The sequence below is a fragment of the Allobosea minatitlanensis genome (assembly GCF_964020775.1).
Genome location: NZ_OZ224509.1, coordinates 4665002 through 4682364, shown reverse-complemented (window position 1 = coordinate 4682364; position 17363 = coordinate 4665002). Strand labels below are relative to the sequence as shown.

Genomic DNA, 17363 nt, shown 5'->3' with positions numbered 1-17363 from the left:
GGATCCGCATGACCGACGAAGCCTCCCCCGCCACCCCCGCCACCCGCGTCGACCCCAAGCTGCTCGAGATCCTGGTCTGTCCGCTGACCAAGAGCACGCTGGAATACGACGCCGCGAAGCAGGAGCTGATCAGCCGGGCCGCGAAGCTCGCCTATCCGATCCGCGACGGCATCCCGATCATGCTGCCGGAAGAGGCGAGGCCGCTGGAGGAGTGAGGCCGGCTGGTCCCGCCCCTCTCTTGTGTTAACATGTACACATGCCAACACGGGAGTCGGGCTGATGGCTGAGACGGAAACGATGACGATTCGGGTTTCTGCCGAGACGAAGCGCAAGCTCGAGCGCATCGCGGCGGATACCCGGCGCAGCAAATCCTTTCTCGCGGGGGAGGCGATTTCGGCCTATGTCGACCGCGAGCTCGACATCATCGAGGGGATCAAGCGCGGCATGGCCGATGTCGAGGCCGGCCGCGTTGTTGCCCATGACGAAGCCGTGGCCGAAATCTATGCGGTGATCGACGCGGTCGAAGCCAAGCGCGGGGGCAAAGCTTGAAGCGACCCGTTTTGTGGTCGCGCGAGGCACTGGACGATCTTAAAGAGCAGGCCGCTTTCATCGCGCAGAACAACCCGGCTGCCGCGCGGCGGGTCGCGGATCGTATCCGAGACACTGGCAAGTCTCTTGGAGAGATGGCGACGGGACGACCGGGCCGCGTGGCAGGCAGTTACGAAAGACCCGTCACGCGCCTGCCCTACATCATTGCCTATGCGCTCGTGTTCCAAGGCGGCCGCGAGGTCATCGCGATCCTGCGCGTCATTCACGCCGCGCGTGACTGGCCTGAAGAGGACTGGCCCGCGTGAACGGCGTGGTGCCTACAATACCTCGCCCCTGAGCAGCCGCGGCGGCGTGCCGGTCATGCCGGCCGCCTCGCGGATGAAGAAGCGCTTCAGCCCCGGCAGCCGGTCGACCAGCCCGAGCCCGAAATCGCGCGCCAGCCTGAGCGGCGTCACATCGTTCGAGAACAGCCGGTTGAGCCCGTCGGTCATGGCGCCCATCGCGACCGTGTCGAAGCGGCGAGCCTTCTCGTAATCCGCCAGCACGTCGCGCGTGCCGGGGTCGAGCCCGAGCCGGGCCGCGTCGACGATCGTCTCCGCCAGCGCGGCGACGTCCTTCAACCCGAGATTGAGGCCCTGTCCCGCGATCGGGTGGATCAGATGGGCCGCATCCCCGAGCAGGGCGAGCCGCTCGTCGACGAAGCGCCGCGCCACGCCGAAGCCGAGCGGATGGGCGCTCACCGGGCTTTCCAGCGAAATCTCGCCGAGCTCGAGCCCGAAGCGCGTCTCGATCTCGGCGAGGATATCGTCCGAGTCGAGCGAGAGCAGCGGCGCGACGTTTTCGCTCCGTTCCGTCCAGACGATCGAGGAGCGATGGCCGAGCCGGCCGCCATCCGCGAGCGGCAGGATCGCGAAGGGCCCCGAGGGCAGGAAATGCTCGACCGCCCGGCCGTGATGCGGCCGCTCATGGCCGATCGTCGCCACGATCCCGGACTGCCCGTATTCCCAGCCGACCCAGCCGATCCCGGCCTGCTCGCGCAGCCTGGAGCGGGCCCCGTCCGCCGCGACCAGCAGCGCCGCCGGCGCGCGCGCGCCATCGGCGAAGACGATCTCGACCGCCTCCTCCCCGGTCTCGAAGCGGCGGACGCCGACCGGACGCAGTTCCACCTCGGCGCGCTGGCAGGCCGCCTTCAGCGCGGCCACCAGCGCGGCGTTCTCGACCATATGGGCGAAGGGCCGGCCGGGTTCGACCTCGCCTTCGAAGGTGAGGAAGACGGGGCGCACCGCATCGCTGGTCCGGCTGTCGGAGATCATCATCTCCGTCATCGCCTGCGCCTTGCCGGCCACCGCCTCCCAGATGCCGAGCGTCTCCAGCATCGCGCGGGCGCCGGCCGCGACCGCATAGGCGCGGTTGTCGGCCTTCGGCGCCGCCTCGACCGCCGGATCCGCCAGCGTCACGGAAAATGCTTCCCCCAGGGCCTGCTTCAGCGCGAGGGCGAGGCTCAGGCCGGCGATGCCGCCGCCGGCGATGACGATGCGGGTGCTTCCATCCGGCGCGGCGGCCATGCTGCTTCTCCCTCGCTCGCCGCGCGCCCCGGCGGGGGCGGGACCGGCGATCTCTGTCTCTGGCACCGCACGCGGCGCGCTGCGAAAAGCGGACCTGCTTTTTCGGCCCGGCGCGCGGCCGGGCCGCTTGACGGCGCGGAGCGCCTCGGTGCTGATGCGGTCTGGTCTCGGCTGTTCCTCTGCGAGCCGCCGATCCCGACGTCAACCCGACCGCGATAGGGCCTCATGTCACAGCAGATCAGCGCTTCTCTGACGGCGATCCTCGACCTCGAGCGGCTCGAAAGCAATCTGTTCCGCGGTCGCAGCCCGAAATCGTCCTGGCCGCGCGTCTTCGGCGGCCAGGTGATCGCCCAGTCGCTCTATGCCGCCTGCAAGACGGTGGAAGGCCGCCAGCCCCATTCGCTGCACGCCTATTTCCTCCTGCCCGGCGATCCGGAGATGCCGATCATCTACGAGGTCGACCGCCTGCGCGACGGCCGCTCCTTCACCACGCGGCGCGTGCTCGCCATCCAGAAGGGCGAGGCGATCTTCGCCATGTCCGCCTCCTTCCAGGTCGACGAGCCGGGTTACGACCACCAGATGCCGATGCCGAAGGTGCCGATGCCCGAGGAATTGCCGGACCGGGAGGAGATGGCGCGCAGCATCCTGCCGCATATGCCGGACGCGGTGCAGGCCTATTACCAGCGCAAGCGGCCGATCGAGATCCGCCCGGTCGAGATCGAGCGCTACCGCACCGGCGGCAAGATGGAGCCGAAGTTCAACGTCTGGATCCGGGCGCTGGAACGGCTGCCGGACGAGCCGGCCCTGCACCAGAGCGTGCTCGCCTATGCCTCCGACCTGATGCTGCTCGATTCGAGCCTCATCGCCCACGGCACCACCGTCTTCGACCAGAAGATCCAGGGCGCGAGCCTCGACCATGCGCTTTGGTTCCACCGCCCCTTCCGCGCCGATGACTGGCTGCTCTACGCCCAGGACAGCCCCTCGACCTCCGGCGCGCGCGGCTTTTCGCGCGGGCTGATCTTCGATCGGCAGGGGAAGCTCGTCGCCTCCGTGGCGCAGGAAGGGCTCATTCGCCCGCGGCCGGGCCGCGCCTGATCAGGCCTTGAGCATCTGCGCGCCACGCAGGCATCTGCCCATAATTTAATCTGAGCCTCTGGCGATTCGCCGGAATCATCCCCCAATTCGCCTCCGCGCGGCGCTGTGCGGCCGGCGGAGCGCTTTGGCACGCCCCTTGAATTGCATGTCGCGGCCCCCTGCAAACCGCAGGGTGCACGAGGTGCAACGCGTTCGCCGGGGCTGACGGCCGGCGCCGAGAAGGGGACTCCCTGCCCATGAAAATCGTGATGGCGATCATCAAGCCGTTCAAGCTGGAGGAGGTGCGCGACGCGCTCACCGCCATCGGCGTGCACGGCCTCACCGTGACGGAAGTGAAGGGCTACGGCCGGCAGAAGGGCCATACCGAGATCTATCGCGGCGCCGAATACGCCGTGAGCTTCCTGCCCAAGATCAAGATCGAGGTGGCGGTCGGCAACGATCTCGTCGAGCGCGTGGTCGAGGCGATCACCGCCACTGCCCGCACCGGCCAGATCGGCGACGGCAAGATCTTCGTCTTCGCGATCGAGAAGGCCGTGCGCATCCGCACCGGCGAGACCGACGCGGACGCCCTCTGACCATCCGACCCCTCCAGGAGTTTCAAGCCATGACTTTCAGGACTGTCCTGCGGGCCGGATCGACCGGCCTCGCGCTCGCCGCGCTCTGCGCCGGCGCCGCCCTCGCCCAGACGGCGGCGCCCGAGGCGCCGGCCGCCGCCGCTGCCGCCCTGCCCAACAAGGGCGACACCGCCTGGATGCTGGTGTCCTCGCTGCTCGTCCTCTTCATGACGCTGCCGGGGCTGGCGCTGTTCTATGGCGGCCTCGCCCGCTCGAAGAACATGCTCTCGGTGATGAGCCAGATCACCGCCACGGCGATCGTGATGTGCCTGATCTGGGTGGTCTACGGCTATAGCCTGGCCTTCACCTCGGGCGGCTCGCTGACCAGCTTCGTCGGCTCCTTCTCGAAGGCCTTCCTCGCCGGCGTGAGCACCGATTCGACCTCCGACACCTTCACCAAGGGCGTCGTCATTCCCGAATATGTCTTCATCTGCTTCCAGATGACCTTCGCCATGATCACGCCCGCCCTGATCGTCGGCGGCCTGGTCGAGCGCATGAAGTTCTCGGCGCTGGTCCTGTTCGTCGTGCTCTGGGGCAGCTTCGTCTATTTCCCGATCGCCCATATGGTCTGGTTCTCGGAAGGCTATCTCTTCACCCTCGGCGCGCTCGACTTCGCCGGCGGCACCGTCGTCCATATCAACGCCGGCATCGCCGCCCTGGTCGGCGCCCTCGTGCTCGGCAAGCGCATCGGCTACGGCAAGGAGCTGATGACGCCCCACTCCCTGACCATGACCTTCATCGGCACCGCCGTGCTGTGGGTCGGCTGGTTCGGCTTCAACGCCGGCTCGAACCTCGAAGCGACAGCGGGCGCGGCGCTCGCCATGATCAACACCTTCGTCGCCACCGCCGGCGCCGGCGCCGGCTGGCTCGTCATCGAATGGGTGGTCAAGGGCAAGCCCTCGCTGCTCGGCATGCTCTCAGGGATCGTCGCCGGCCTTGTCGCCGTCACCCCCGCCGCCGGGCTCGTCGGGCCGATGGGGGCGATCGTGCTCGGCATCGTCGCCGGCATCGTCTGCTTCTTCTTCTGCACCACGGTGAAGAACGCGCTCGGCTACGATGATTCGCTCGACGTCTTCGGCGTCCACGGCATCGGCGGCATCATCGGCTCGATCGGCACCGGCATCTTCGTCGCGCCGGCGCTCGGCGGTGTCGGCGTCGCCGACTACGCCATGGGCGCGCAGGTCTGGAAGCAGTTCGTCGCCGTTGTCGTCGCCGTGCTCTGGAGCGGCGTCGGCTCCTTCATCCTCTACAAGATCGTCGATGTCGTCATCGGCCTGCGCGTCACCTCCGACCAGGAGCGCGAGGGTCTCGACATCGCCGAGCATGGCGAGCGCGCCTACAATATCTGAATCTGACCGGCGCGGACGGCGTTCCGGCGCTTCACGCGAAACGCAGGCCCCGGCGGGAAGCCGCCGGGGCCTGTCATTTTTCCGCGCGCCGCAGGATCGACGCGGTTCAAGGTTAAGCGGACCTTAACCACGGCTTCCTAACCTGATGGAGATATGGCCGGCATGAGGCGGCCCAAAGCCCGGAATACGACCCGAAGCCGCATGCGCACCATCCGTCGCTCCCGATCGCTCATGGACCGCCTGCCCGATCCGGTGCGGGAGTTCCTGTCGCGCCGCGCCTCCGAACTGACCGGGCTGGGGCTGCTCGCGCTGATGGTCGTCGTCGCCCTCGCTTTGGCGAGCTGGTCGGTCGACGATCCCAGCCTCAACAACGCCACCAACGGCGCCGTGCGCAACTGGCTCGGCCAGCCCGGCGCGATGATCGCCGACCTCTTGATGCAGCTCGTCGGCCTCGGCGTCATCGCCCTGCTCTTCCCGCCGATGATCTGGGCGCTGCGGCTGATCCGCTTCCATCTCTTCGACCGCGGCGCGCTCAAGCTCGGCCTCTGGGTCATCGGCATCGCCGCCGCCGCCGCCGTCGCCAGCGCCCTCCCGGCGACGCCGCGCTGGCCCTTGCCGACCGGCATGGGCGGCGTCATCGGCGACGGGCTGCTCTTCGGCACGCGCAACATCGCCGGCATCGCCGGCGGCGCGGTCGCGAGCCTCGTCGGCTTCCTCTATGCCGGCATCGCCATTCTGGCCGTGACCGCCGCCGCCGGCTTCGGCTTCGTCCATGACGAGGACCCGATCCTCGACGACGAGGCCGAGGACAGCCTGTCCGACGGCGAGGAGCGCGGCGACGAGGAGCCCGGCATCGCCGTGATCCTGATCGGCTGGCTCGCCCATGGCGCGATGGCGCTGCGCGCCGCGATCCTGCGCCGTCTGCCGCACCCGCCCGAGCCGGCCGTCGACACCGGCATGGCCCCGCAGGCGAATCCCGGCCGCGTCCGCCGCGAGCCGCAATTCGGCGCCGGCCCCGCGCCGCGCCAGCCCCTGCCGAATTTCGAGCCGGAGCCGCTGCCGGGCGCCCGCGCCGCGGCGGCCCGCGATTTCGACGACGATCCGCCCTTCGACGTCGACGAGGCGCAGGATCTGCGCGATCTCAACGCCCCGCGCGTCACGGCGCCCGCGCCGGCGCCCAGACCGGGCAAGCGCATGCAGCGCGAGGCGCAGCCCTCCTTCCTCGACCGCGATTCCTTCGAATTGCCGCCGCTGACCTATCTGGCCGAGCCGAAGAAATCCCCCGCCACCACCGTCTCGACCGACGCGCTGGAGCAGAACGCGACGCTGCTGGAAGGCGTATTGGAAGATTTCGGCGTGCGCGGCGAGATCACGCAGGTCCGGCCAGGCCCGGTCGTAACGCTCTACGAGCTGGAACCCGCGCCTGGGACGAAGTCGTCGCGTGTGATCTCGCTTGCGGACGACATTGCGCGTTCGATGAGCGCTGTGTCGGCGCGTGTGGCGGTGGTTCAGGGCAAGAACGCCATCGGCATCGAACTGCCCAACACCCGCCGCGAGACCGTCTTCCTGCGCGAGCTTCTGGCCAGCCAGGATTTCGAGGCGACCAAGCACAAGCTGGCGCTGTGCCTCGGCAAGACCATCGGCGGCGAGCCGGTCATCGCCGATCTCGCCCGCATGCCTCACCTCCTCGTCGCCGGCACCACCGGCTCGGGCAAATCGGTCGCGATCAACACGATGATCCTGTCGATCCTCTACCGGCTCAAGCCCGAGGAGTGCCGGCTGATCATGGTCGATCCCAAGATGCTCGAGCTTTCCGTCTATGACGGCATCCCGCATCTGCTCACCCCCGTCGTCACCGATCCCAAGAAGGCGGTCGTCGCGCTGAAATGGGCGGTGCGCGAGATGGAGGAGCGCTACAAGAAGATGTCGAAGCTCTCGGTGCGCAACATCGACGGCTTCAACGCCCGGGTCCAGGAGGCCAAGGCGGCGGGAGAGGTCATCACCCGCACGGTGCAGACCGGCTTCGACAAGCATTCCGGCGAGGCGATCTACGAGGAGGAGGTCATGGACCTCGAGCCTCTGCCCTATATCGTCGTCATCGTCGACGAGATGGCCGACCTGATGATGGTCGCCGGCAAGGAGATCGAGGGCACGATCCAGCGCCTCGCCCAGATGGCGCGCGCCGCCGGCATCCATGTGGTTCTCGCGACGCAGCGCCCCTCGGTCGACGTCATCACCGGCACGATCAAGGCGAACTTCCCGACCCGGATCTCCTTCCAGGTCACCTCGAAGATCGATAGCCGCACGATCCTGGGCGAGATGGGGGCCGAGCAGCTCCTGGGCCAGGGCGACATGCTCTACATGGCCGGCGGCGGGCGCATCACCCGCGTCCACGGCCCCTTCGTCTCGGACAACGAGGTCGAGAAGGTGGTGGCGCATCTGAAGACGCAAGGCCGGCCGCACTATCTCGACGCCGTCACCTCCGAGGAGGAGGAGGCCGAGGGCGGCGAGGACGGCGCCGTCTTCGACAAGACCGGCATGGGCGCGGTCGAGAGCGACGACCCCTACGAGCAGGCGGTCGCCGTCGTGCTGCGCGACAAGAAGGCCTCGACCTCCTACATCCAGCGCCGCCTCCAGATCGGCTACAACCGCGCCGCCTCCATCATGGAGCGCATGGAGAACGAGGGCATCGTCGGTCCCGCCAACCACGCCGGAAAGCGCGAAATCCTCGTCGAGACGCAAGGGCACGGCGACGACGAATAGCCGCATGGCTTCGCCCGAGGGCTTGCGCGGACGAGGAGCGGTCCTCAAATTGCCATTACGGTGCTGCAACCTCGGCAGCCTGAAGCATGCCGGAGCCGCGAAAGACCGGCGCTTCCGCAGCGCCGGGGCCGCGACGCGTCAAGTCGGGACGCGCCAAGTCCGGCGAGCGCGCGCCGCGGTACAGGGAGTGGAGCAGATTTGCTCATGACAATGACCCCGATCCTTCGGGCTGCGGTTCTGACGGCCGTCCTGGGCTTCGCGGCCGCGCCGCTGCAGGCGCAGCCGCTGCAATTGCAGCCGCCGCAGCCCGCCAGGCCGGTAGCGGCCAAGCCCGCCGCCCCGCGCCGCATCCCGCTGCCGCCGATGCGCCCCGCCGATCTCGGCCAGCCGCGGACGGCGTCGAACGAGGCGCCGGCAGTCAGCCCCGCCGCGAATCCGGCGCCGGCGACCGAAACGGCGAAGCCGGAGACAGTCCGGCAGAGCCCCGCTCCCGCGCCCGCCAAGACCAGGCTTCCTCCGCCCGCGACGCAGGAAGAGGCGATCGAGCGCCTCAACGCCTATCTCAACAGCTTCACGACGCTGCAGGGCAACTTCATCCAGTTCGCCAATAACGGGAAGCGGCTGGAAGGGCGGGTCTATATCCAGCGCCCCGGCAAGATGCGCTTCGAATACGAGCCGCCCGCGACGACCGAGGTCATCGCCGACGGGACCTCCGTCGCCGTGCGCGACAAGCGGCTGGGCACGCAGGACGTCTATTCGATCGGCCAGACGCCGCTGAAGTTCCTGGTGCGGGAGAAGATGGATCTGAGCCGCGAGGGAACCATCACCGGGGCCAGCGTCGACGGCGACATCCTCTCCGTCCGGCTCGAGGACCGCTCGACCCTGGGCGGGACCTCGAAGATCACGCTGAAGTTCGACCTCGTCGCCAATGAATTGCGGCAATGGGTGGTGATCGACCCGCAAGGCTACGAAACCGCCGTCTCGCTCTACAATCTCAGCCTTCAGCGCCGGGCCGACCCCAAGAATTTCGTGATCGACCACCAGCGCACGCTCTGACGCCTTCCGTCATCGCGAGGAGCGTCGGCAACGAAGCTTCGCTCGCCGTGACGGGAAGCGGTCTTCCGGCAAAGCGCTTGCCTTTTGCCGTGCGACGACCCAGTTTCCGGCCTCCTTCTTTGCCGGGATCTTCGCGTGCAACTCACCGTCACGAGCTGGAACATCAACTCCGTCCGCCTGCGCATCGGCATGGTCGGCGACTTCCTCACCCGCCACGCGCCCGACATCCTCTGCCTGCAGGAGACCAAGACGCCGGACGAGCAGTTCCCGGCCAAGGACTTCCACCGGCTCGGCTATGTCCACCAGGCCTTCATCGGCCAGAAGGGCTATAACGGCGTCGCCATCGTCTCGAAGCTACCCTTCAGCGAGAAGGAGGCGATGGCGATGTGCGGCCGCAACGACGCCCGGCACATGACCGTGACGCTCGACAGGGCGGCGGGCGCCGCCGCCGGCATCGCCATCCATAATTTCTACATCCCGGCCGGCGGCGACATTCCCGACCCGGAGAAGAACGACAAATTCGCCCATAAGCTCGCCTTCCTCGACGAGATCGGCGCCTGGGGCGTGACGAAGAAGCCGACCGACCGCCCCGCGATCCTGCTCGGCGACCTCAATATCGCCCCGCTGGAGCACGACGTCTGGAGCCACAAGCAGCTCCTCAACGTGGTCAGCCACACGCCGATCGAAACCACGACTCTGGAGCGGCTGCGCAGCGAACTCGGCTGGACCGACGCTGCCCGCGCGCTGCGCCCCGAGCCGGAGAAGCTCTATTCCTGGTGGAGCTACCGCGCCCAGGACTGGGAAGCCTCCAACCGCGGCCGCCGGCTCGATCACATCTGGCTCTCCGACGGGCTGAAGCCGGCCTTGCGCGACCTGACCTTCCTGCGCGAGGCGCGCGGCTGGGAACGCCCCTCCGACCACGTCCCGGTCACGGTCACGCTGGAGCTCTGACGCCGCCGCGGCAGCGGCCCCCTTCACCATGCCCCGCCGGCGCCCCAGCCATGCTGCGCCGCAGCGTCCCGTCCGCCGGCCGCCATGGTATAGGGCGCAGCGCCTGGCCGACGGCCGGGCCTTCCAAGGCCGGATCGTTGCAGCGCCCTCTCTCCTCTTCGCTGTCCCTGCGCGACGCGCTGCTCACCTTCGCCGTGATGGTGGTCTGGGGCACGAATTTCGTCGTCATCCATATCGGCGTCGCGCATTTCCCGCCGCTGCTCTTCGCCTGCCTGCGCTTCGGCTTCGCCCTCCTGCCGATGGTCTTCTTCCTGAAGCGCCCGGCCGTGCCGTGGCGCAAGCTCGCCGCCTACGGCATCCTGATCGGCGCCGGCCAGTTCGGCCTGCTCTTCATCGCGATCAAGAGCTTCATCACGCCGGGGCTGGCCTCGCTGGTCGTGCAGTCGCAATCCTTCTTCACGATCCTGCTCGCCGCGGCGCTCACCCGCGAACGGGTCCAGCCTTTCCAGATCGGCGGCCTCCTGCTCGCCTCGGCCGGCATCGTCGTGATTCTCTGGCACACCGACGGCGCGACGACCCCGCTCGGCGTCGCCCTGATCCTCCTCGCCGCATTCTGCTGGGCCAGCGGCAACATCGTCTCGCGCAGCACGCCGCAGGTCGACATGCTGGCGTATGTCGTCTGGACCAGCCTCTTCGCCGTGCCGCCGCTCTTCGTCCTGTCCTGGTGCATCGAGGGCTGGCCCGCGATCCGCGACGGATTGGCCGGCGCGCCGCTCGCCGCCTGGGCGGCGGCGCTGTGGCAGGGCGTCGGCAACGTCATGTTCGGCTATGCGGTGTGGGGCTGGCTGCTCTCGCGTTATACCGCGGCCACGGTGGCGCCGACCTCGCTGCTGGTCCCGGTCTTCGGCATGGGCGCCGCGGCGATCTGGCTGGGAGAGCCGCTGCCGTGGTGGAAGTTCCTCGCCGGCGGCCTCGTCCTGGCCGGGCTTTGCGTCAACATCCTGTGGCCGAAATTCGCCGCGATCCGCGCCGCCCGGCATCCGCCGGCCGCCTGAGCCGGCCCCGGCCGCTATTTTCGGTCGATCGCGCCGAGCGCGGCCCGGACCGAGGCGAGCTCGCCGACGAACCCGCGCAGCCTGTCCCCGATCGCCTGCGCGATCGCCTCGGCCGAATCCGGCGATTCGCCCAGCACGCGCCGCATCACGCTGCGCGGCAGCCGCATGATCTGCGTCGGCTCGCGGGCGATCGCGGTGACCTGCCTCGGCACCGAGGTGAACAGGGCGAGCTCGCCGATCATCGCCCCCGGCCCGGCGATCTCGCTCGCCGGCCGTCCATCCTCCTGCGCCGTCAGCGCGACCGCGCCCGACACCACCAGCACCGCGCCGTCCGAAGGCTCGCCGGCGCGGAACAGCACGTCCCCCGCCCGCAGGATGCGGCTTTCCGCCGCGAAGGCCAGCAGGCGCAGCGCATCCCGTTCCATCAGGCTCAGCAGCGGCTGCCGGGCCAGCAGGGCCATGTCGTCGTCGAGCGCCATCCGTCAGGGATTCAGCCGGTAGCCGCCGGCGTCGGTCACGAGGAGCCGGGCATTGCCGGGATCGGGCTCGATCTTCTGGCGCAGCCGGTAGATATGGGTTTCGAGCGTATGGGTGGTGACCTGGCTGTTATAGCCCCAGACCTCCTGGAGCAGCACCTCGCGCGCGATCGGCTTGCGGCCGGCGCGGTAGAGGAAGCGCAGGATCGCCGTCTCCTTCTCGGTCAGCTTGGTCTTCGAGCCCTTCTCGCTGACGAGCAGCTTGGAGCCGGGGTGGAAGGTGTACGGCCCGACTTGAAAAATGGCGTCCTCGCTCGCCTCGTACTGGCGTAAGTGCGCCCGGATGCGCGCCAGCAGCACCGCGAACTTGAACGGCTTCACCACATAGTCGTTGGCCCCGGCCTCGAGCCCGAGCACCGTGTCCGCGTCGGAGCTCTGCGCCGTCAGCATCACCACCGGGCTCTTGAAGCCGTTCTTGCGCATCAGCTTGACCGCCTCGCGCCCGTCCATGTCCGGCAGCCCGACATCCATCACCACGAGGTCGATCCGCTCGCCCTGGACGGCCTTGACCGCCTCCGCCGCATTGCCTGCCGTCGACAGCCGGAACTCGTCATAGAGCGCCAACTGCTCGGAAAGGGCATCGCGAAGGGTCTGGTCGTCATCGACCAGAAGAATATGATGGACGACGGACATGGGCTGTTCGCTCGCACGCAAAGAGTAGGGCAACATGAGCCGGCCGAGTCGTCACCGCAAGTCACGCATTCTGGAATCCTCTTGAGAAACCGTGAAATGAGCGCCGGCCGCCCCGGCTCGCGCCGGCAGAACCTCTCCTCGCTGCGGGTCTTCGCCTCGGTCCGCGACCGCCGCAAGGGCTTCCTCGTCGCCGGCAACGCGGTCTTTCCCTGCGCGCTCGGCCGCTCCGGCATCGTCACCGGCAAGCGCGAGGGCGACGGCGGCACGCCGCGAACCGACCTGCCGCTGCGCGGCGTCTTCTACCGCGCCGACCGCCTCGCACGGCCGCGCACGCTGCTGCCGCTGAGGCGGATCCGCGCGCGCGACGCCTGGTGCGACGATCTGAACGACCGCCGCTACAACCGCCTGATCGACCGGCCGCCCGGCGAGGCCGAGGAGCGGCTCCGGCGCGAGGACCATCTCTACGACATCGTCGTCGCGCTCGGCTGGAACGACCGCCCGGTGATTCGCGGGCGCGGCAGCGCGATCTTCTGGCACCTCGCCCGCCCGGGCTTCACCCCGACCGCCGGCTGCGTCGCGGTCGAGGGGCATGTCTTCGCCAAGGTGCTGCCGCGGCTGGCCCGCCATTGCCGGATCGTGGTCCGGTGAGCTAGGGTCGGCACCGAGCACCGTCTCGATCATTGTCTCCGGACCGACCGGCGCCTGTGAGGCACCGTCCTGCATCGCCGCGCCGTTCCCAGCCCGAGAATTACGATGACTGATTCGGTTTCTGCCGGCCTCCGCTTCGGGCGGATCGCCGCCATGCTGCCCGTCGCCGACATGGCCCGCGCCTGCGATTTCTATGTCGGCGCGCTCGGCTTCCGAAAGACCTTCGAGAACGGCGATCCCGTCGGCTTCATGATCCTGAAGCGGGATGCGGCCGAATTGCACCTGACGCTGCAGCCCGGCCACAAGGCTGCGCCCTTCAATGTCGCGCATATGATGGTCGCGGATATCGAGGCGGTGCATGGCGTGATCCGCGAACGCGGCCTGCGCATCGTCAAGGGCCTGCGCGACAAGGATTACGGGCTGCGCGCCTTCGTCTTCGAGGACCCCGACGGCAACCGCATCGATGTCGGCGAGCCGCTGCTGCGCTGAGCAGTTCTACCCCCGCTCGCCGAAGATCGCGCTGCCGACCCGCACATGCGTCGCGCCGAGCTGGATCGCCGCCTCGTAATCGGCGCTCATGCCCATCGACAGGCCCTCGAGCCCGTTGCGGGCGGCGATCTTGGCGAGCAATCCGAAATGCGGCGAGGGCGGCTCCTCCGCCGGCGGGATGCACATCAGCCCCTCGATCGCGAGGCCGTGAACCGCGCGGCAGCGCGTCAGGAAGGCATCCGCGTCGCCCGGCAGGACCCCGCCCTTCTGCGGCTCCTCGCCGGTATTGACCTGGACGAAGAGCCGCGGCGCCTTGCCGGCCCGGGCGATCTCGCGGGCCAGCTCCTTGGCCAGGCTCTCGCGGTCGAGCGACTGGATCACGTCGAACAGCGCCACCGCCTCGCGCGCCTTGTTCGACTGCAGCGGCCCGACCATGTGCAGCTCGGCCTCGGGGAAGCGCTCCTTCAGCGCCGGCCATTTCGTCTTGGCTTCCTGGACGTAGTTTTCGCCGAAGACGCGCTGGCCCGCTTCCAGCGTCTCGAGGATCTGCCCGGCCGGCTTCGTCTTCGACACGGCCACGAGCGTGACGCTCTCCGGCTTGCGCCCGAAATCGCGCGCCGCTCGCGCGACCGAGGCCCGGATCGCCTCCAGACGCGTCACCGTATCGCTCATATCGCTGCCCCTCATGCCGTGAAACGTTACCGCATCGGAGAATTCCGGAAAGCGGGTTCCAGTTTTCGGTCCGATGCCGGCGCGCGCCGTTGACCCCGTGCGCGCAATGGTGTCCTAGAACAGGATGTGGAAAACCTCATCCGGTTTTTCGCAACGGACCCCTGCGCCGGCGGCGTCCCGCTCCGGCACCTCCCGCAAGAATGCCCGCAGAGTGATTGCTCGCTGATATGGCCGTCGAACGCTACAACCCGAAGGAATCCGAGCCGAAATGGCGCGCCGTCTGGGAGGAGCGCAAGCTCTTCGAGACGAGGAACGACGATACGCGCCCGAGCTACTACGTCCTCGAGATGTTCCCCTATCCGTCGGGGCGCATCCATATGGGCCATGTCCGCAACTATGCGATGGGCGACGTGGTGGCCCGCTACAAGCGCGCCAAGGGTTTCTCGGTGCTGCATCCGATGGGCTGGGACGCCTTCGGCCTGCCAGCCGAGAACGCCGCCAAGCAGAAGAAGGTCCATCCGCGCGAATGGACCTATGAGAACATCGCGACCATGCGCAAGCAGCTCAAGTCGATGGGCCTGTCGCTCGACTGGAGCCGCGAGCTCGCCACCTGCGACCCGAGCTATTATCGCCACCAGCAGAAGATGTTCCTGGACTTCCTCAAGGCCGGGCTGGTCGACCGCAAGACCGCCAAGGTCAACTGGGACCCGGTCGACGAGACGGTGCTGGCGAACGAGCAGGTCATCGACGGCCGCGGCTGGCGCTCCGGCGCGCCGGTCGAGATCCGCGAGCTGACCCAGTGGTTCTTCAGGATCACCGCCTTCGGCCAGGAGCTGAACGACGCGCTCGACGGGTTGACGCGCTGGCCCGAGAAGGTCCGGCTGATGCAGAAGAACTGGATCGGCCGCTCGGAAGGGCTTCTGGTTCGTTTCGCCCTCGAATCGGATGCCGCCGGCACCGACGAGGTCGAGGTCTACACGACCCGGCCCGACACGCTGTTCGGCGCGAAATTCGTCGCCGTCGCCGCCGATCACCCGATCGCCAAGGCCCTCGCCGCGAAGAGCCCGCAGCTCCAGGCCTTCATCGCGGACTGCAAGCACACCGGCACGGCCCAGGAGGCCATCGACAAGGCGGAGAAGCTCGGCTTCGACACCGGCCTGCGGGCCGTCCACCCCTTCGACCCGAACTGGACCCTGCCGGTCTATGTCGCGAACTTCGTCCTGATGGAATACGGCACCGGCGCCATCTTCGGCTGCCCGGCGCATGACCAGCGCGACCTCGACTTCGTCAACAAATACGGCCTCGGCAACACCCCCGTCGTCGCCCCCGAGGGCACGGATCCGGCGGCTTTCGTCGTCACCGACACCGCCTATGACGGCGACGGCCGCATGATCAATTCGCGCTTCCTCGACGGCAAGACCATCGCGGAAGCCAAGGAGGAGGTCGCCCGCCGCCTCGAGAGCGAGATCCGCGGCAACCGCCCGGTCGGCCAGCGCAAGGTCAATTTCCGCCTGCGCGACTGGGGCGTCTCGCGCCAGCGCTACTGGGGCTGCCCGATCCCAATCATCCATTGTTCCGCCTGCGGAACGGTGCCCGTCCCGGACGCCGACCTGCCGGTGACGCTGCCGGACGACGTCTCCTTCGACAAGCCGGGCAATCCGCTCGACCATCACCCGACATGGAAGCACGTCGCCTGCCCGCAATGCGGCGCGCCGGCGCGCCGCGAGACGGACACGATGGACACCTTCGTCGATTCGTCCTGGTATTTCGCCCGCTTCACCGATCCGTGGCGCACCGAGAGCCCGACCGACCGCAAGGCGGTCGATCGCTTCCTGCCGGTCGACCAATATATCGGCGGCGTCGAGCATGCGATCCTGCACCTGCTCTATTCGCGCTTCTTCACCCGCGCCATGAAGAAGACCGGCCATGCCGGGCTCGACGAGCCCTTCGCCGGCCTCTTCACCCAGGGCATGGTGGTGCACGAGACCTACCGCGCCGCGAATGGCGACTGGGTCGAGCCCGGCAATGTCCGCATCGAGACCGCCGGCAGCGACCGCAAGGGCTTCGACGTCGAGACCGGCGCGCCGATCACGATCGGCCCGATCGAGAAGATGTCGAAGTCCAAGAAGAACGTCGTGGACCCGGACGACATTATCGCCTCCTATGGCGCCGACACCGCCCGCTGGTTCATGCTTTCCGACTCGCCGCCGGATCGCGACGTGATCTGGACTGACGAGGGCGTTCAGGGTGCCGCCCGCTTCGTCCAGCGCCTGTGGCGCCTGATCGGCGAGATCGTCGAGCGGACCGGCGGCAAGGCCGCGCAGCCGGCGCAGAGCGGCGCGGCGGCGCTGGCGCTGCGCAAGGCCGCCCACCGCGCCCTCGACGCGGTCGGCGCCGATATCGAGCGGCTGGCTTTCAACCGCTGCGTCGCCCATGTCTACACGCTGACCAACGCCATCGGCAAAGCGCTCGACGCCGCGGCCGAGAAGCCGCAGCTCGACGCCGACGTCGCTTTCGCGCTGCACGAGGCCGCCGCCATCGTGACCCAGCTCGTCGCGCCGATGATGCCCCATCTGGCGGAGGAATGCTGGCATGCTCTCGGTCAGCCCGGCCTGGTCGGCGAGGCCGCCTGGCCCGTGGCCGACCCCGCCCTGCTGAAGGATGACGCGATCACGCTTCCCGTGCAGCTCAACGGCAAGAAGCGCGCGGAGGTGACTGTGCCGGCGGATGCCGATACGGTGGCCGTCGAAGCGGTGGTGCGCGCCGACGAGGCGGTGCAGCGAGCCCTTGAGGGGCGCGCCATCCGCAAGATCATCGTGGTTCCCGGGAGAATCGTGAATGTCGTCGTCTGACACCGCGGCGCAGATCATCCGGCCGAGCAGCCTGGCGCTGGCCGTGGCGCTGGGCCTGGCGGCGCTGGCGGGCGGCTGTTTCCGCCCGCTCTACGCCGAATCGACCGCCAGCACGGTCGGCGGCAGCGTCAGAAGCGCGCTGCGCAGCATCGAGTTCCCCGAGATCAAGGGGCTGATCGGCCATTATCTGCGCAACGAGCTGGTCTTCGAATTCGACGGCGGCAACGAGCCCGACGCCGCCAAAACCCTGAAATTCGACGCCAGCATCGCCGAATCGATCGAGGTCGTGACCGTCGACTACGCCAATGGCCGCGCCGATTCGGCGGTGCTCGTCGCCACCGCCACCTGGAAGGTCACCCGCAACGGCACGGGCGAGGTGGTGTCCTCCGGCACCAACTCCGTCCGCGAGCCTTACGAGCGCTCCTCGCAGCGCTTCGCGACGGTGCGCGCTGCCCGCGACGCCCAGGTCCGCGCCGCGAAGAACCTGGCGAGTTTGATTCGCGGGCAGATCGCGGCCGACCTCACCTCCTGATTCG

At 68.5% G+C, this 17363-nt stretch carries 18 protein-coding genes; 14 read left to right on the top strand and 4 right to left on the bottom strand.

From position 1 onward, the window contains the following. Positions 1–8: 8 nt before the first annotated feature. The 3 genes from ACWH43_RS22935 to ACWH43_RS22925 all read left to right on the top strand — a co-directional run bounded on the left by ACWH43_RS22935 (position 9) and on the right by ACWH43_RS22925 (position 854). Positions 9–215, top strand: coding sequence for a Trm112 family protein (locus tag ACWH43_RS22935; protein WP_158448359.1), 207 nt, complete (start codon positions 9–11; stop codon positions 213–215). 64 nt (positions 216–279) lie between these two features. After that, positions 280–549 carry a CopG family ribbon-helix-helix protein gene (locus tag ACWH43_RS22930; RefSeq protein ID WP_158443246.1) on the top strand — a complete coding sequence of 90 codons (270 nt, stop codon included), beginning with the start codon at positions 280–282 and terminating at the stop codon, positions 547–549. Continuing rightward, positions 546–854, top strand: coding sequence for a type II toxin-antitoxin system RelE/ParE family toxin (locus ACWH43_RS22925; protein WP_158443245.1), 309 nt, complete (start codon positions 546–548; stop codon positions 852–854). The genes ACWH43_RS22930 and ACWH43_RS22925 overlap by 4 nt, the downstream gene beginning before the upstream one ends. Before the next feature lie 12 nt (positions 855–866). On the opposite strand, the gene ACWH43_RS22920 is transcribed toward ACWH43_RS22925, so the two are convergent. Further along, complete coding sequence (locus tag ACWH43_RS22920) at positions 867–2114, bottom strand: ubiquinone biosynthesis hydroxylase (RefSeq protein WP_158443244.1); 1248 nt, start codon at positions 2112–2114, stop codon at positions 867–869. 225 nt (positions 2115–2339) lie between these two features. On the opposite strand from ACWH43_RS22920, the gene tesB reads away from it, so the two are divergent. The 7 genes from tesB (at position 2340) to ACWH43_RS22885 (ending at position 10997) form a co-directional block, all read left to right on the top strand. Further along, positions 2340–3209 carry an acyl-CoA thioesterase II gene (gene tesB, locus ACWH43_RS22915; RefSeq protein ID WP_158443243.1) on the top strand — a complete coding sequence of 290 codons (870 nt, stop codon included), beginning with the start codon at positions 2340–2342 and terminating at the stop codon, positions 3207–3209. 236 nt (positions 3210–3445) lie between these two features. Next, complete coding sequence (locus ACWH43_RS22910) at positions 3446–3784, top strand: P-II family nitrogen regulator (RefSeq protein ID WP_158443242.1); 339 nt, start codon at positions 3446–3448, stop codon at positions 3782–3784. Positions 3785–3813: 29 nt separating this feature from the next. After that, positions 3814–5172 (top strand): ammonium transporter, encoded by a 1359-nt coding sequence (locus ACWH43_RS22905; RefSeq protein ID WP_158443241.1) that lies wholly within the window; start codon positions 3814–3816, stop codon positions 5170–5172. A gap of 201 nt (positions 5173–5373) precedes the next feature. Further along, positions 5374–7935 (top strand): DNA translocase FtsK, encoded by a 2562-nt coding sequence (locus tag ACWH43_RS22900; protein ID WP_448153648.1) that lies wholly within the window; start codon positions 5374–5376, stop codon positions 7933–7935. 204 nt (positions 7936–8139) lie between these two features. After that, the gene (locus ACWH43_RS22895) at positions 8140–8991 is read left to right on the top strand and encodes a LolA family protein (RefSeq protein ID WP_260349640.1); all 852 of its coding nucleotides are present in this window, start codon (positions 8140–8142) and stop codon (positions 8989–8991) included. Between the two features lie 135 nt (positions 8992–9126). Further along, positions 9127–9942, top strand: a complete 816-nt coding sequence (xth, locus tag ACWH43_RS22890; RefSeq protein ID WP_158445747.1) for an exodeoxyribonuclease III — start codon at positions 9127–9129, stop codon at positions 9940–9942. A 137-nt stretch (positions 9943–10079) separates the two neighbouring features. Beyond that, positions 10080–10997, top strand: a complete 918-nt coding sequence (locus ACWH43_RS22885) for an EamA family transporter (protein WP_260349639.1) — start codon at positions 10080–10082, stop codon at positions 10995–10997. Positions 10998–11011: 14 nt separating this feature from the next. Here ACWH43_RS22885 and ACWH43_RS22880 read toward each other — a convergent pair whose 3' ends face one another. Continuing rightward, positions 11012–11476 (bottom strand): cyclic nucleotide-binding domain-containing protein, encoded by a 465-nt coding sequence (locus ACWH43_RS22880; protein WP_158445745.1) that lies wholly within the window; start codon positions 11474–11476, stop codon positions 11012–11014. A 3-nt stretch (positions 11477–11479) separates the two neighbouring features. Continuing rightward, positions 11480–12166: a response regulator transcription factor gene (locus tag ACWH43_RS22875; RefSeq protein ID WP_158445744.1), complete on the bottom strand. Its 687-nt coding sequence runs from the start codon at positions 12164–12166 to the stop codon at positions 11480–11482. Between the two features lie 96 nt (positions 12167–12262). On the opposite strand from ACWH43_RS22875, the gene ACWH43_RS22870 reads away from it, so the two are divergent. Further along, a complete protein-coding gene (locus tag ACWH43_RS22870) occupies positions 12263–12814 on the top strand; it encodes a L,D-transpeptidase family protein (RefSeq protein WP_158445743.1) in 552 nt (183 codons plus the stop codon). A 105-nt stretch (positions 12815–12919) separates the two neighbouring features. Continuing rightward, positions 12920–13303: a glyoxalase superfamily protein gene (locus ACWH43_RS22865; protein WP_158445742.1), complete on the top strand. Its 384-nt coding sequence runs from the start codon at positions 12920–12922 to the stop codon at positions 13301–13303. 6 nt (positions 13304–13309) lie between these two features. Here the strand turns inward: ACWH43_RS22865 and ACWH43_RS22860 are convergent, their stop codons facing one another. Beyond that, on the bottom strand, positions 13310–13975 hold the full coding sequence (locus ACWH43_RS22860; protein ID WP_158445752.1) for a YggS family pyridoxal phosphate-dependent enzyme: 666 nt from the start codon (positions 13973–13975) through the stop codon (positions 13310–13312). A 227-nt stretch (positions 13976–14202) separates the two neighbouring features. On the opposite strand from ACWH43_RS22860, the gene leuS reads away from it, so the two are divergent. After that, on the top strand, positions 14203–16827 hold the full coding sequence (gene leuS / locus ACWH43_RS22855) for a leucine--tRNA ligase (protein WP_158445741.1): 2625 nt from the start codon (positions 14203–14205) through the stop codon (positions 16825–16827). Then, complete coding sequence (gene lptE / locus ACWH43_RS22850) at positions 16814–17359, top strand: LPS assembly lipoprotein LptE (RefSeq protein WP_158445740.1); 546 nt, start codon at positions 16814–16816, stop codon at positions 17357–17359. Before leuS ends, lptE begins: the two co-directional genes overlap by 14 nt. Positions 17360–17363 lie beyond the last annotated feature (4 nt).